The following is a 17316-nucleotide window of genomic DNA, read 5'->3' on the forward strand; positions in this document are numbered from 1 at the left end:
AGCGGGGAACGGCTCGTGCCGCCCCGGGCAGTTCTCCTGTCCGATTTCAGTGCGGCCAGACTGCGATAAACCCGTCTTCACCCGACGTCACGATGTCTCCGTTGACGGAAACGTCCAGTGAATCGACGGGACGCGAATGCGGCGCTCGATTGGCGATGCGAAGTTCGATCGATGAACTTCCGCGATACGGTTCCGCGCCGGAGCCCGGGTCGGTGTAGATCCATTCGAACACGCGTCCGTCGGCGCCTCCCGTCAGCAGTGTTTCGCTGGCCGGGCCAAATGCGATCGCGGACACTCCCTGAATCTGGTCGTCGCCGCCCCGGCCGACTGTGTGACCTCCCTGCAAAACGGCAACGGTGCGGCTGGTTTCGGGACCGCCGGTTTCGTACTGGAAGATAATCGCGACGGATGTCACGTCGCCGTCTTCGTCGATGACAATGCCGCCGGCGGCAAAACGACTTCCGTCCGACGAAAAGGCGACCGTATTGAACACAACGTGACCGTCGATATCGGGGACGATCGGAACCGACTGCGCCTCGTTGCCGGAGATCTTCCACAGCCCCAGATGTCCGCGCTGGACTCCCAGCAGATGACTGCCGTCCGGAGAAATGGCGACCGAGTTCCCGCCGTATGCGTCGTGCTCCGTTTTGTCCGCATCGGCATTGAGTGTGACGGGAGGAATGGTGATGGCTGCTTCCGAAGGAGGCGGCGTGTGCGGTTTCCAGTTCCAGAGTCTGATATCGCCGACCGCGCCCACGGATGCGATACGGTAGTCGTCCTTTGCCGGACTGAAGGCGACTCCGTCGATTCGACCCATGTGCGGGTTCAGGATGCGGAACACGGTACCGGCGTGGTTCGGGCTTTCTTCATCGGCGTCGAACACGCGGAGCGATTCGCTGGCCGTCGCCAGGTATTTCCGATCGAAGGAAAAGCTGACGCCCAGAACGGCGGCGTGCGCTCGAAATTCCGCAAGGTGGCGACCGGATTCCAGGTCCCAAAGATGCGCCGCGCGTCCGTCGAACGTGGCAATTCGCTTCGGGGGATTCTCACCGGGCACGAATGCCGCCTGAATTGCCGGAGCGTTGAACTGAACCCGGTCACGCTCGCTAAGAGTCTGGTTCGGGTCAGCTACCGACTGCCGCAGGCGATTCAGCACTTTCCACGAATCGGCGTCGTAAACATAGATTTCGGTGGCTGCGGTGGTTGCTGTTTCCTTTTGGTTGCTGACGAACAGCAGTCGCGTGCCGTCCGGCGACCATGAAACGCCCTGTTCAAATGCACGGCCGCGCTCGTTGGCGGCGATCGTTGTGGACCGCAGTTCCTTAACCGGCAGATCGCTGAACGTCGACCAGATCGTCACGCGAAACAGATACGTTTCCTTTCCGGATTCTCCGCCGGAAATCTGTTTTAGCGCCGTGGTCGCGAAACGGCGGCGATCCGGAGCCATTCGAAGACTCAGGACGAAGTCGTCATTGTCCGGCTCGTCTTCGACCTTACGTCGCTCGAAGGTTTGTTCCGACTGCCGAATTTCCTCCCCGCTGATTTTCCATCGCCGCACGTGTCCATCGTACCCGGCGCTGATGAGTTCATCTTCGGCGATGAACGCGATCCCGGAAACACCATCCTTGTTGTGAGTTCCCTGAGCCCGCGCGATCACGGAACTGTCGCCGGCGTTCCAGACGACCATCCGGCCGCGACGTCCGGCGGTGACGATGCGTTCGCCGGACGGGGAGATTGCGACCGCTGTGATTTCGTCTTCCGGGTGCTCGCCGATGAATTCGACATCGGGCCGCGGCGTCGGAGAGCTTTCGATGGTGTCTAGTTTCCAAAGCAGCGCGACATGGGCTGTGGAACTTGTGCCCGTTGCGGAATCCGGCGTCTCGCGCACTCCCGCGGCAAGCACCAGTTTTCCATCATCGGACACCGCGATTTCGCTCTGCGAGTTCTCCGGAAGCAGTCGTGAAACTTCACGGCCGATGCCGTCTTCGTCGTCCTTTGAATCCCAGACCGAAATCGATCCCGACCAGTCAGACGTCAGCAGCCGGCGACCATCCGGCGGAAGCACGCGCAGCGACTGCAGGTTCGGGATGTGACCTTCCAGAAACACGTTCTTGTCGGGGTCAAAGAACAGCGATCCGCGTCCTCCCATCGCCATCGTGCCCGTCTTTCGTCCGGCGGTGTCGTAGACATGCGCCGCGCGATCGTTGGCTCCGACGACAATCCGATTGCCGTCACGACTGAAGCGGGCAGAATACGCGGCGATGAAATTCGGACTGCCGTCAGAGCTGCCGATGCGAAACGGCTGCCGCGGCTGCTGAACGGCCGCCGCCAGGGCATGTGTGCTGACGGGAATCGCACGGTGCACGCGTTTTTGTGTTCGGCTGACGGTCCGGTGGCCGGGCCTCCGCACGTCAGGACATTCCGCTTCGTTCCACTGAGTGACGGTGCCGGTTGCGAAAACGTCGTCCAGCGATCTGAACAGCTTCGCATACTCACCATACGTCGAAATCGTCCAGTGTCGCACGGAATGACCGTCGTCGCCCACGGAGCACACCTGGTCGCTGGAATTCCCCGCGAATGAAACGTACCGCACGGCTCCGGAATGTCCCGCCAGCAAACTGCCGTACTTTCCCGCGATGTTCCAAAGCCCCGGGACTTCTGACGGGACGAACCGGCCGTTCTGCAGGTCGCGGACCTGGATGTAGTTGCGAGTAAAACCGGTGACGAGGCGTTGATTGTCGCGGGAAAACGCCGCGCTGGAAACTTCAAACGGGCCGAATTCCAGCACCGCGGCGTCACGATTGTCGAGCTCATGCGGCGCCACAAACGGGAATTTGTTCGCCTCTGCGCCCTCCCGGCGCGGCAGGATCATCAGGCGATTCGGACCGATCAAAGCCAGCGCCAGCAGACTGCTGTCAGGCGAAAGAAACATCGCCTGCGGCGTGGATTCGTTGCCGCGCAGTCCCTCCAGCCCCGGAGCCGATCCCGCGCGCACCAGGATTGGCGGATTGGCATCGAAATCCAGCGGCACCGAAAAAATGCCTTCCGTAGCGGTGTTCGCAATCAGCGCCGATTCGTCAGACATCAGCACGACGCTCTTCACCGAAAAGTTCGTACGACCATTGCCATTGCCGGCCAGCGGTCCGGCAAACACCTGTTCCGGCTGCGGCCCGTCGACATTCAGGATCCGGATCGTGGCTTCCGGGTCGTCGCCGACGAAATACAGTCGCTGTCCCGAAGCGGAAAACAGGGCATGCGCGTAAGTGATGTTCGCACCCGTTGGCGACTCAGGCAGCGCGATCCGGCGCGGCTGATCGGTCGAAAGATCCCAGAGTTCGTTCAGCCTGTTGCGTCCGCCGATGGCCAGTTTCGTCCCGTCGGCTGTCAGAGCGATAGCTCCGATCCGGTCTCCGGCGGTGATCTCCGCAGGACGAGTTTCCGAACCGGAATCCTCGGACCCGGTTCTCAGAATCGTCACCGTGGTTGTTGTGGCAAGCGCTGTGACTCGGCCACTTGCGCTGACGGTGCTGAAGCGAACCTTCTGCACATTCGTGGCCTGAGCCGTCTGCTGCTTGTCCTGTTCAATCTGGTCTCGCCAGCGCTTCAGGAAACGTCGCCGTTCTTCGCTGTGGCTCTTATCCTCCAGCGCTTCGTCGATGGCCTGGATGGCTTCGCCGAACAGTCCGAGATCGCGGCTGGTTTTGACCGTCTTGTTCAGCGCATCCCAGTTGGCCTGAGCAGCAAGCTTCTCCGCGTTCTGGCGTTTTTCGTCGGCCTCAGCCACTTCCTTGCGGAGCGATTCCGCCTGTTCCAGCAGAGGCTTCACGGCGTCTTCCGCCTTCTTCTTTTCTGCTTCCGCTTCCCTGCGGCGCGCTTCGGATTCCTGTTGCTGAGCTTTCGCGGCGTCGGCCAGAGCGACGGCAGCTTCCTTTGCTTCTTCGGCGGTTGCAGCCCGAGCAACCGCTTCATTCGCGGCCTTCACTTTTTCCGCGAGTTCGCGTTCGACTTCCAGTTTGCGGTTTTCCGCGGCCTGAGCGAGTTCTTCGGCGGCCTTTTTCTTTTCTTCCGCAACCGCCATTGCGTTGTCAGCGTCCTTCAGCCGCTCGTCTTTGGCGATGAGTTCTTCGTTGGCCTTCTGAAGATTGCTGGTCGCCTCCTGAGCCACCAGCATCTGCTGCGTGCTGACGAACACGCCGGCGATCGCGGCGACAAACAGCACGGCCCAGGTCGTTTTGACAAGCGTCCGGAAGCGACGCGTCTTCCTCAGCCGGCTGCGCAAATCGTCGAACCGGGAGTCACCGTTTTCGCCGACAATCTGCAATCCCAGGTCGATGTCGCCCTTCTTGTGAGCCAGTGCAGCGTAGGCTCGCCGAGCCCGAATGTCGCCGTCCTGCGCGCGGCGGTTGTTCGGCCATTTTCGAAGCGCTTCGTCGTACAGCGCGACGGCGTGCTGGTATTCGCTGTAACCGGCGTTTGCGGGATTTTCTTCAGCGGAATGCATCAGCTCTTCCGCGCGGCCGGTGATGCGATATTCGCGAATTGCCTCCTGAAATTCCTCAACCGTGGCGAAACGGTCGGCGGGACTGGTGGACATGGCCCGCAGAGCAATGTTCATCAGTTCGCCGGGATTCGAAATGCGCTTTTCGATCTTGTTGTTGACGACGGCCCAGATCACGGCGCTCAGTTGTTCGGCGGCATCCGTCATGCTCCAGAATTCGCGCAACAGGTGCGGCGGAAATCCTTCCACGACCTCAAACAGGATGGCTCCCAGCACGTAGATGTCGCTATGCGGTCCGATGACGGAAATGTCGTCGTCGGCCAGTTCCGGCGCCATGTAGACGGGTGTTCCCGCGCCGCCTCGAAAATCCACGACGACGCTGTCCTTGCGAGGAAACGCGTCAGTGGTGATCGCCAGACCCCAGTCCAGCACGATGACTTCGCCGTAGTCACCCACGACCACGTTTTCCGGCTTCAGATCGCGGTTGATCACACCGCGTGAATGAGCGTACGCGACGGCGTCGCAGAGCTTCATGAAGATTTCAAGATTCTCTTCCAGCGAGCGTTCGCGGATGGTCTTGTTCCACGCCGTGCCCTGCACCTGTTTCATGGAATAGAACAGCTTGCCATCGCCGGTGCAGCCCAGGTCGTGGATCGGGACGATGTTGGGATGCACCAGATTGGCTGTCACAACGGCTTCCGAAACGAACATCGCCTGATCGTGATCAACATGCGGTGAATCGGGCTTCAGCGTTTTGACCGCCAGGTCGCGATTCAAAGACGTCTGCCGAGCTCGATAGACAACACCCATGTTGCCAGCGCCCAGCCGGTTCAGGATTTCGTACTCCGGAGAATCCCTGTCCCAGGTCAGCGCCGACTGCAGGCCGGTGACGTTGGCTCGATCTTTGGGAATCTCGTTGATCACGCCTGAGATTTCCCCGGAGACACCTCGCTGATGAATGCGAAGGTTCCAGGTGCTTTTTCCCGCTTTGGCTTTCGGAACTGCCGCATTTGAACGCTGAGTTCGCACGACAGGATCCTTCACCGTGACCAGCGTCTTTCCGGAACCGGTATCGAACTGCGGATTGTCGGGAGTTTCGCGGTGAAGCTGAGCGATTGTGCTGATCGGTGTCTGTTCCGCCCGATGCGTCTTGAAAATCGTGCCCTGATCTTCAAACACGGGCAGCGCGTCCAGGCTGTCGCCGGGCGCGGTAAATGGAGAGGCGAAACGTGTTCCGAACGCTGAGCCTCCCGCATCAGCAACCGTTTCCGGGCCGGCCACGATTCTTTCCGGAACCAGAGTCCCGCCGGCACCTTGTTCCGCCGACGGCGGTTTCGCGCCGGAGTCGTCCGCTGAATTGCCAAACGAAGGCGCCAGTGTGCCGAACACTGGTGCCCGCGGTGTCTCGTCACTGTCGTCCCGGTTGCGGCCGTTTTTCATCGCACTGTGCTCTCTGCTGCCTCGTAACGATTCTCCGTATTTCACACGGCAAACTCTTTGCCGAGTCGGCGTCGGCTGATTCTCTCAGAGACCGCCGCAATCCCGCCACCCTGATCTGCAGAATTCCAGAGCCGCTTCGTCCGGCATCGAATCACGCGAATGCCGGCCCCGCGCAAAAGAACGGGAAGTGACGAAGGGATCTCCGTCGCTTCCCTGAGTGTTTCCCCGCGAAGCGTAGAACTGCGTCCGGACGATTCGCTTCAATCAGAGGCCGCAGCGTCGTTTCAGACGATCCACGAGAGATCCGCGCTTCTTTGGTCCGGTGGTTCCCGTCCTTCCGGAAAGAACTCCCGAGACCAGCAGTCCCGCCACGGCTGACTGGGCCACGCGTGACTCGCCCGATGTCGGAACGTCGACGTGCTCCGTGGCCGGCAGATCCAGCGCCGCCCGCTGCGGCGCATCGGCCGGAACGTCCGCCTGTTTGACGTCGGCCGGACCGGCACCGGGCAGGACTCCGTCATCCGGCCGCGAATCGAGTGACACGTCGTCGCCGGAATCATCGGCGGCATTCTCTTCGGGCGCTGGCGCTTCGTCCGTGTCGTCGGTCGGCATGGGAATCAGCTTGATTTCCGGGAAGACATCCGGAAGTTCTTCGGTCGCCGGAGTCGGTTCGCGGTTGAACACGTCGAACTTCAGCACGGGGCGTTCGATCGTGACGGTCTGGCCGTTTTCGTTGACCTTGGTCGTAATCAGCCACAGTTCGTAACCGGTCCCGTTGTCAATTCGCGGTTCCTGTCGGACGAATTCTCGCAGTCGCTTGGGCTGCATCAGGTTCTCGCCGAATTCCTCCGCGATGCGTTCGATGACCGGTTCGTCTCGATCTTCCTGCCGGAGCTGGTAGAAGTCTTCCGACTGAGTGCTGTAACCACCGTTGGCGAATTCCGCGGCTTGGACAGCCATCACAAACAACGGCTGTTCAGGAGCCACAGGCGGCGCTGCGGCCGGCGCTGGTGCCGGTTTCGGCGGTTCCGGTTCCGGTTCTATGGGCAGCAGAATTCCCGTCGGCAGCGAAAATACAGCCCGGCCGTTCTCGAAGCCCTGCGTGGTGGCCAGATTGTTGTCCGACGTTTCCGACAGGATTCCCTCCGCGACATTGTTCGTCACGGAATTCTGTGTGATTTGCTGTCCCTGAACGGAGATCGAAGGATCGAAGGAAACGCTGAATTGAATCGGAATCTGAACGACGCCCGTGTTCAGAAATCCGACCGCATCAAAAATTGTCGAATACAGGTGTCCGACTTCACGGATCATGCCGCCCTGGTCAACCAGGATGTTTTCCTGAAGCGCGTCCGAAGTGAGTGTGTTAAGGAATGTCGACAGACCCTGTGCCGTTGCAATGTCAGCGGCAGACACGTCGCCGTCTTCCGGGTCCATGAAGTCGACCGACAGCAACAGATTCTCTTCGCCAGCGACACCAATGATGACCCGAAAGCTGTTCAGCACCGACAGCTCCGAGATTGGTTCGTTGTCGAATACCGGGGGGATCGGGTTCGGGATCTGAACGAAAAACGCAGTCCCCGGAACGAATCCCTGAGGCCGCGGAGCAAACATCATGGCGACTCCGCCGTCGGTGCGGATCGTCACATCATCTCCCAGCGTCACGCTTCCGTCGGCAATGTTGTTTCCACTTCCGTCGAGAGTCGTGATCGCCGGGTTGTCCGCCACGATTCTGACGCCTTCATTCGCGGCATTGACTCCCGTCAGTGAACCGGCGAGGACATCGTCTGTGCTGATCGTGACAACATGCTGCATGTTTACGCGGTCATCAAAGCCGATCAGAACTCGGGTACCCGTCAGTGTGATGATCTCGTCCGTTGTCGTTCCGGTGATCTCCGACGTGACGTCGCCGAGAATTCGCAGGATCCGGGTGGCCGTCACCGAAATGTCACCGCCTTCCGCCGTGACCGTTCGCGTTGCTTCCGTTGTCAGATCCCGGCCCGCCTGAAGGTCGATTGACGCGTTGACGGCGGAGACGCTGCCGTCCAACAGCATGTCGCGTCCGGCTGTTGCTGCGATGGCGCCGGCGGCCGCGTCGATATCCGAACCAGCGCCCGTCGTGATGTCCTGACCGGCGTCGACGGTGATGGATCCGCCGCCGGAGATAATGTCGCTGCCCGCCGCCGTCGTAACGTCTCGTCCGGCCTGCAGATCGATGCTCGCCAGGCCGGTGGTGACATTGCCGCCCAGCAGAATGTCGCGGACTGCGGCACCTGTGATCGAGCCGCCCGCTGCGCCAATGTCGGAACCTGCGCCCATGGTGATGTCCTGTCCCGCGTCCAGCAGAATGTCACCGCCATCAGACGTGATGTCAGCACCGCCGGCCGTGATAAGGTCATTTCCGGCGACCAGGTCAATCGTCGCGCCAGTGGTGGTGACGTTGCCACCCAGCAGAATGTCGCGAACAGCGGTTCCCGCAATCGAGCCGCCCGCTGCGTCGATGTCCGAAGCGGCGCCCGTCACGATGTCCTGACCGGCGCTGACTGTGATGTCGCCGCCGGACGACGTGATATCGCGACCGGCGAGAGTCGTCAGGTTTCGTCCGGTCTGAAGATCAATCGTCGAACCGTTGGTGGTGACGTTGCCGTCCAGTGTCGCGTCACGAACGGTGGTGACCGTGATCGTACCGCTGCCGGAATCGATGTCCGAGCCGCTGCCCGTGACAAGATCATTCCCCGCCTGCAGCAGGATGTTGCCGCCGGAAGATGTGATGTCGCGAGTCGCGGCCGTCAGCAGATCTGCACCGGTCGTCAGAGTCAGATCGCCGTTGTTTGTCGTGACGGAGGTCGTGACGGCGAACGCGATCGTTCCCATGTTCTGAGCGGCGACTTCGTCAATCAGGACGCTGTTGGCATCCGTGAATGACAGTGCACCGCCTGCGGCCTGATTCACTGCGGCAAAGATATCGACGTCGTTGGCGGACGTCAGCCCAATATCTCCCGAGCCTCCCTGCTGACGGACGCCAAGCGAATCCGTGACGATCACTCCGGCGGCTGACTGAGTGATGCTGCCGTCTGCGACCAGTCGGACAGCGGCGGTCCCCGCCGGTCCGCCCGTGCTAATGGATTCGTCGACCGACAGTGCTCCGTTGGCTTCCAGAAGCACATCATCGTCCGACGTCGTAATCCCGGTGATCGTCGTGCCGTCCACGGCAACTTCGCCAACGGCCAGATCGTTGCTGTCGCGATACCCGATCGTTCCGTTGTTGTTGGCTGCCAGTGTGTCGACGTTGTTGGGCAGATCCAGCAGCGTCGTACCGTCCACCATCAGACCCAGACCGGTTGCCGTGACAGTTCCCGAAGCCGCCTGAGTGACGTTTCCGCCGACGTCCAGCAGCACGTTCGCAGAAAAGACATTGATGACACGCATAATCGTCAGGTTATGCCCGGCAGCGGAACCCACGGTCAGCCTGACATCGTCACTGGACGTTACGATTCCGGTGACTGTCATACCGTCGACGGTGACGGATCCGACGGTCAGGTCATCAGCATCGGTGAACAGCGTCTGTCCGTTGTTGGATGCGGCGAATGTGTCGACGTCATTGGCCTGCGTCAGATTGGTCGTTCCATTAACCATCAGGCCCAGTCCCGCGGCGGCAATCGTGTCACCTGCCTGTTGAGTCACATTGCCTGCCACGACAAGCAACACACTGCCCGCTCCCGTTGCGATGTCATCGTCGATGTTCAGATCTCCCGACGTTGTCGTGAGCTTAACGTCATCGCCGGTCGTTGTGATGCCGGTGACAGACATCGCGGCAACGGTCACTGTTCCCACCGAGAGGTTGCCGGCGTTCGTAAACTGAACTTCGTTGTCACTGTCCGCTGCAAATGTGGCGACGTTGTTGGCGGAATTCAGCGTGACCGCACCGGCAACATCAAGTCCGAGACCGGCTGCCGAAACCGTACCACCGACCGTCTGTACGGCAGTTCCGCCAGCCATCACAAACAGACTGCCTCCGCCCAGCGCAACAGCTTCGCCGATGAGCAGGCTGTCGGTGACAGCAGGACCCAGCGTCAGCTTCACGCTGTCGTCCGATGTTGTGAGCCCCGTGACCGTGGTGCCCGCGACGCTGACCTGTCCGATGGTCAGCGAGTCCGCGTCGGTCACCTGCGTCAGTCCGCCGTTATCAACCGCTAAAACACCCAGCACGTTTGCTTCGTTCAGCGTTGTCGTGCCGCCGACAACCAGTCCCAGACCGCTCGCGGTGATGATGTCGCCGGCCTGCTGTGCCACGTTGCCACCGGCGACAAGCACCAGGTCGGTCGTCCCAACGTTCACAATCTCGTTGATGTCAATGTTGCCTGCTGTTGCGGTCAGCCGGGTCGGATCATTGGAAGTGACGACTCCTACAACGTTCACGCCGTCGACCAGAACCGCCCCGACGGCGAACCCGTCAGCATCCGTGAACAGAGTCTGACCGCCGTTGTCCGCAGCCAGAACACCAACGGCGTTTGCTTCATCCAGCGATGTTGTGCCGCCGACGCGAAGAGCCAGACCCGCCGCGGTGACCGTGTCGCCCGCTTGCTGGCTGAGGTTGCCCGCCACGTCAAAGCGAATACTTCCCGCGCCGACGTCGACAGCTTCGTCGATGACTACGTTTCCGGTGGTCGCCGTCAGTCGCACGTTGTCGTCGCTGGTTGTGATTCCGGTGACGGTCATGCCGGCAACGGTCACCTGTCCAATCGTGAACCCGTCCGAATCCGTGAACAGCATCGGTCCGCCGGTGCCGGCCGCCAGGGTGTCAACGTCGTTCGCTTCGTCCAGAGCCACCGTTCCGACGACGTCCAGCCCCAGACCCGCGGCGGCGATGGTGTCACCGGCCTGCTGCGTCACGTTTCCGGCGACCATCAGGAACAGATCGCCCGACCCGAGACTGATGTCGTCATCGATGTCCAGACTTCCGGACGTCGTCGTCAGCTTGACATCGTCATTGCTGGTCGTGATACCGGTGACCGTCATTCCGTCGACTGTCACGGAACCAGCGGCAAACCCGTCGATGTCGGTGAACTGAGTTACGCCGCCATCGTCGGCCGCAAAGATGTCGACGTCGTTGCCGGAATTCAGAGTCGCGGTTCCGTCGACCATCAGTGCCAGGCCGGTGGAAGTGATGATTCCCGCGGCGGACTGCGTCACATTGCCGGCGACGTCCAGGAGCACGTTCCCCGTACCGGCACTGATGGCCTGGTCAATCGTCAGGTTGTCGCCCGGAGCATCGCCGACCGTCAGCTTCACGTCGGCATTGGCGGTCACGATTCCGTTGTGTGAAGTCGCGGCAAGGATCTCCGAGATTGTTCCCACCGTCAGGCTGTTCGCGTCGCGGTACAGAACCTGACTGACGGAATCAGCGGCAAGCGTGTTGACGTCGTTGTCAGCGTGCTGCAGCGTGAACGGCCCGGTTCCCAAAAGCAGCAATTCGTTCGACAGAATGCGGTCGTTGAAACCAGCCGGCGGACCGGGCGGAGTATCCGCGTTCGTTCCCTGGGTCACCGGACCGGTGATCGAAATCAGAACGGCCGTGTTTCCGTTTGTGTCGAACCCGGTAAAGCTGCAGTCCAGGTCAGTAATCTGCGTCGCCGCGACAACGGCGATCTGAATGTCTGACGATACCGACACGTCAAGCTGATCCGCAAAGACTCCGACGAGTTCGTCGTCGGCGGTCGTCACGTCGTACAGCAGCCGATCAACACGAGTCACATTGCTGCCCAGGATGACAGTACCCCCGAGTGTCACGGCACGAACATTTGCAGCGCTGATCCGCAGATCGCCGTCGATCACCAGGCCCGCGTCGGCAACCGTGACAGTGCCGCCGGCAATCAGAGCGAGATTTGTTGCTGTGAGAGCGATCGCCGTGCTGTCGATGTCACCGGCGGATTCAACAAACACCGTGTCCGCAGTCAGCGTCAGACTGACCGACGGGTTCACCAGCGGGTTGACGGCCAGCGATCCCGCCGCCGTCGCCGTCAGGTTGTCGAACGCTTCGACTTCGAGTGCATCGAACGCAAACTTGAACACGTCGTCGGTGGCGGGATTGAAGGTTGATTCGCCGATGTCGCCGGCGGTTGCTGTCAGCGTCACGTCCTGACCGGTGACGTCGACATTGTCGGCTCCCGGATCCGCGTCGTTGATGCTGTCCGCTGCCAGGAGTGTCACGTCGTTCTGAGCGGCCGCGGTCGCCGCAGCGCGGATCGTCACAACGTCAATGCTTCCCGCGGTACTGGTCAGCGAAATGTCGTTCAGATCGCTGTCTGTCGCGGAAGAATCCACGTCCCGCGCCGTGATCAGACCGGCAGCGGTCACGGTGATCGCGCCATCGGCGGTGTCGACGTCGAACAGGTTGATGTCATTTGTTTCGGCGATAACGATGTTCCCCGCGCCGGAGACGCTGGCGTTCAGCGATCCGACGTCGGTCCGAATGTCGATGCCGCTGACGGCGTCGGCGACCAGGCGTCCCGAAGGAGCAACGACGTTCTCGCCGGCGGCTCCGGTAATTGTGACCTGCGAATTGATCGTGACGGCCGCAGTGCCGGAGTTCGTCGTTTCCACACGACTGAGCACGATGCCGCCGCCGCCGGTTCCGGCAGTCGACAGAGCGGCAGTGCCCGACCCGGCATCCAGCGTCGTTCCGGCCGCCATCAGGATGCTTTCCGTTCCGCCGTCAGAAGCTGCGTCCGCGTTGGCGGTCAGCGACACCGCACCCGTGCCCGCGGCAGTGATGTCCGCGTTGACGGCGATCGCGTTGTCGGCATTCAGCGTGATGCTCGCGTTGCCGTTCGTCAGCAGAATTCCCGTCTGAGTGATGCTGCCGGTCGCCACAGCGTTCGCGTTGTTGGCGTCGCTGGCCGTCAGTTGAATGTTGCCGCCAGTGCCGCCGGCTCCGGCTGAAGTATCAAGCTGGTCATTAACCGTGATGTCGCCATCGACGGTGGCAATCGTCACCAGTCCGCCACCGCTTCCGGCTCCCGCGCCGGATGTGTCAAGTGACCCCGCCAGCGTCACATTCGTCCCGGCGCTGATCGTCACATCGCCGGAATTGTTTCCCGCCGCGGCGCCGGTTGTTGTGATATCACCCGCCGCGGCGCTGATGACGGTTGTCGCAGCCGTGATCGTGACGTCGCCGCCTGCGGTCGTAATCGCATCGTTGATCTGAACGGCCTGCTGCGAACTGATCTGCACGGCCGTCGCGCTGCTGTTGGTTGTTGTGAGCTGATCAGCCGTGATGTCCCCGCCGCCGGCTCCGGTGGTAGACAGCGCGATGGCTCCGGCGCCGGCATTAATCAGAGTCGCAGCGGCCATGACGATGTCTTCTGTACCGCCATCCGTCGCCGCATCGGCGTTAGAGGTCACCGTGACACTGCCCGTCCCGGCGGCCGTGATATTGGCGTTGAGGGCGATGGCGTTGTCGGCCAGCAGCGTCACCGCGGCGTCTTCGTTCACGGACAAAATTCCGCCGACGGTAATCGACCCCGTCGCGGTTCCGTCAATCGCGGCGTCGGCGGCCGTCAGCAGGATATCAGCGCCGGTCCCGCCCGCTCCGGCCGTGGCGTTGATCACATCATTGACGGCGATATCACCGTCCAGCGAATCGATGGTGACCTGGCCGCCGTCACTGTTGGCGCCTGCACCGGACGTGTCGATGAAACCGTCCAGCGTTACGTCACCGCCCGCGTTGATGTCGACTAACCCGGACGCATCACCAGCCGCGGCGCCCGTCGTCGTGATGTCACCGGCGGCGCTGCTGGTGACAGTGGAAAGCGCGTCAAGCACGATATCGCCGCCGGCTGTCGTGACTGCCTCGCTGATGCTGATCGTGTCACTCTCAACATCCAGACTGCCGGTGCCCAGGTCGGTCGAGTTGGTATCGAACGTAACCACGTTGTCATTTGTAGCGTCTTCGTCGACGATCGTCAGATCTGCGTCCCAGTTGCCGTCGAGTCCCTGAACGTGGATGGTCTTGGCACCGGTCCCGTCGTTGATGGTCAGGCTGTTGGTCGGGTTCATGAACTGAGTCGATTCGAATGCTCCGTTTGTCGGAGAATCGATCAGGGACATGTCGTCGTTGGCGCCGCCATCGTCGCTGAGTACCACGTTGTCGTCGGCTCCGGCGGGCAGATTGATGATCAGATCGGCGGCCGTACCGGACAGCGACAGCGGCTCGATTTCGCCGAATGCAAACGTCGACAGAGTCCCGCCAGTGTCAAATGTCAGCGTCCCGTCTTCCGCCCCGGTGTGTGTGAGTGTCAGCGTGTCGACGTTGTATCCTGCCAGTTGGACTCGGTCGTCATCACCTACGGATTCGCCGCCAAGGAACGTGAAACTCGTGACGGTCTCCAGCGGATTGCCCCCGGAGAAATCCACGATCAGCGAGTTGTCGTCTGCATTGGAACCCTGGATCAGTACGGAATCGAACAGTGCTGCATCCACGCGAACGAACAGCACGCGATTGCCGGGAGGCCCCAGATCAGCGTCGTTCGCTCCCAGGCTGCCGTCGACGTTCCAGTTTCCGGAATCCAGTTCAAAGGCCAGTGAGGCCACGGCGGGGTTGCCGCCGCCACCATCGAAGTCGTGGTTCTCGATGGTCACGATCAGGCCAGCCGCCTCCAGACCGGTGATCTGAATTTCCGTGCCGACCAGAGCAACGGCGGCGTTCAGCACGCGGCGATCTTCAAGCTGAATCAGCCTCAGGTGTCGTTCTCTGCGCGCCGGGTTTCCGGAGTCTGCGGCCAGACGTCGGCGAAGTCTCTTCAGCCACTGGAAAGTGCTCATCAAACGAATCCCCCACATCCCGTCGCGAAGTCAGCGACCATTCAAAACGCTGCAATCGGTTTTCGTTGGAATATCCCGGAGAAAATCGGCATTTGGCGAGCTCCGACAATGCCGCAGAATTCCCCGAATCAGAAATCGACCAATAAGTTCACACAGGCTGGCGGACTTTTCCGGTTCTATCGAATCGCGAGTCTGGCGAGGTCAAACCAGAGCCGCAATCTGACCCGACGAATCCGGCCGGACAATTCCCTGATTGACCGATGCCGCTGTGATTGTTTTTCCGACACCACGATTAAGGCTTGCTCCGTCGCCATCGCGGCGGAGATTACGGAGGGCCTGAACTCGGGAGTTGGGTACATGGCTATCAAGAGCTCGCTGGCGGTTTTCCTGACGCTTACTGCAGCCGCTTCGGCAATCACTGCCGATGACAGTCTTTCACAGACAACGCTGCCGGTGGTACCTGACCTGGCGGTCTCCAGCAGCGATTCCATTGCTGACAAGTCAACGTTCCGAAAGCCAGCCGCCGCTCCGATTCCGTCCGTCGCCGCGGTCGCCAACGTTAAGTGGGCAGATCTTCTGCCCGAACCGCCCGCAAATAACAACTTACAGACCAAGCCAGTCGCAGGCCAGAACGTCCCGGCAAAGAAAACTGTCACGTTTGTGTCTTCGGCGAAAACTCTGACTCCCGCAGTTGACGCGCCGTCGCCAAAACAGACCCCGGCAAAAGTTCAAACCGGTGTCCCTGGTCCGGCATTCGCACCAGCACAAGTTGGCACGCCGTCGCCAGCCGACACGAAAACGGCCGCAAACGTGCCCGGAAAAAACGTGGCAGCGGGTTTGCCGAACATCCCCGATCCCAGTGCCGGTTTGTCAGAAGCACATGCCGAATTCAGCAAGCAGACGGCTCGACCGGCTTTCGCCGAATCCGAACTGGTGACGCTTAGCTTTTCAAAATCCGTTCACGTCTCGACGTCTGCCGTTGACGTTTCCAACACTCACGCCGACGAACTGCCGACGCTGAAGATGCCCGCGGGGGAATCCCAAAGCCCGGCGACTTCCGCACAGCCCGTTCCGGAAACAACACTGGCGGCGGTTCGAAGAAAGGCCGAAGCGCTGAAGGCGTCAAAGGAACTCGCAAAGGCTCGGGTGCCAAATCCCGAACGGCGGACCGTGGCCGTTGGTGTTTTCTCCGGCACCGCGACGCAGGGCAGTCAGACCGACGCATTTCCGCGACTGAACACGGTCACGATTTCTCCTGACGTCGCTGAAACACCGGCGTCCCGGATGGTTCCGAAGTTCTCGTTCACGCCGATCCCGGTCGCGCCGGGGAAGGCTCCCGCGAAAGTCGCATTGTCGAAGAGCCCCGCCGGAGGATCCAAGGCCACCACCGCTCCGGCACCTTCCGTCGAACAAATCACAAGCGTGAACTGGTCCGTCAATCCCGCGCTGCTGGCGTCCGACTACAAGCCGAAGACTGTCGTGTCCTTCAGCGCGACCGAATGTCCGTTCCTGATGATGTCCGTTCCGCCGGCGGTCGGCGTCTCACCGAACCGACTGCAGCAGATCGCTCAGGATGCGAACGCCACTCTGCCGGTTCCCGGTACGGACACCGTTGCACCGAAGACGCTGGCAGCCGTTTCCGGCAGCCGCTCCACCGGCGGTGTTCCGGCTGACATCTTCAGTGAGTTGAAACAACTTGTGCCGCAGGAACCGATCGAAGAAACGCCTTCGTCGGAAACTTACCTGTCAGACCTGGAAAGCCTGCTGACGGGAGATTCCCCGTGGGTCATGGTCAACAACGCACCGATGGTCGATCTGGCACCGCATGAACCGGAACCTCAGCCGCGACTGGCAGCGCCTGCGTACGTTGACGAACTGCACGCCCTGCTGCCCCAAAACGCGCAGCAAACCCCGCGAGCTTCGTCGATTCCGGTGCCTCAGCAATACAAGGCGACCGCCGGCAGACCGCAGGATCGCGCCTATGACGAAGCACCAGCCGGCGGAACCGATTCGCCTTCGTCGTCGAATTTCACCGCTCCGCGTCAGGCTGATCCCGCGGGTGACCCTGGTTCCAAAACACTGGATGCTCTGTTCCGTCCGATCAGCCAGGTGTCGGTTAACGGCATCAGCACGCAGGCTCCGGACACTGCGGCCGCCAAACTTCCGGAAGATCAGGCGATCGCGTACGCCGACCTGACATATCCGCATTTCTACAATACGTCGCCCTATTTTGCTCCGCGGCGACTGTCGCGGAACACCTATCCGTTCCAGTGCCATCCGCTGTATTTTGAGGATCCGAACCTGGAACGCTGTGGTCAGTCAAACGGTTGCCTGACAACACTCGGTTCGGCCGTCCACTTCTATTCTTTAATTGCCGTGACGCCGTATCTGACAACCGTGGATCATCCGCGGGATTGTGTGCGAACGCTTCCCGACTGCCCGACGTGCCACGAATTCGCTCCGGAAGACTATCTGCCGGAATGGAGCTGGAAAGCGGCCGCCGTCCAGGCCGGAGCCGTCACCGGCCTGTTCTACATCATTCCGTAGTGAATCATCGC

3 protein-coding genes are annotated in these 17316 nt (G+C 61.1%); 1 reads left to right on the forward strand and 2 read right to left on the reverse strand.

Annotated features, from left to right (window positions below):
* Nucleotides 1-46: 46 nt before the first annotated feature.
* Together R3C19_02175 and R3C19_02180 are read right to left on the reverse strand one after the other, a co-directional pair.
* On the reverse strand, nt 47-5938 hold the full coding sequence (locus R3C19_02175; GenBank protein ID MEZ6059146.1) for a protein kinase: 5892 nt from the start codon (nt 5936-5938) through the stop codon (nt 47-49).
* 264 nt (nt 5939-6202) lie between these two features.
* Nucleotides 6203-14758 carry a hypothetical protein gene (locus R3C19_02180; protein ID MEZ6059147.1) on the reverse strand — a complete coding sequence of 2852 codons (8556 nt, stop codon included), beginning with the start codon at nt 14756-14758 and terminating at the stop codon, nt 6203-6205.
* Nucleotides 14759-15115: 357 nt separating this feature from the next.
* Between R3C19_02180 and R3C19_02185 the strand changes: the two genes are divergently transcribed.
* The gene (locus R3C19_02185; protein MEZ6059148.1) at nt 15116-17305 is read left to right on the forward strand and encodes a hypothetical protein; all 2190 of its coding nucleotides are present in this window, start codon (nt 15116-15118) and stop codon (nt 17303-17305) included.
* Nucleotides 17306-17316 lie beyond the last annotated feature (11 nt).

The organism is Planctomycetaceae bacterium (genome assembly GCA_041398785.1).
GTDB lineage: Bacteria > Planctomycetota > Planctomycetia > Planctomycetales > Planctomycetaceae > JAWKUA01.

Bases quoted from the DNA above. Each gene is read 5' to 3' on its own strand.
- R3C19_02180 (MEZ6059147.1), bottom strand. From the start codon at position 14,758: ATGAGCACTTTCCAGTGGCTGAAGAGACTTCGCCGACGTCTGGCCGCA.
- R3C19_02175 (MEZ6059146.1), bottom strand. From the start codon at position 5,938: ATGAAAAACGGCCGCAACCGGGACGACAGTGACGAGACACCGCGGGCA.
- R3C19_02185 (MEZ6059148.1), top strand. From the start codon at position 15,116: ATGGCTATCAAGAGCTCGCTGGCGGTTTTCCTGACGCTTACTGCAGCC.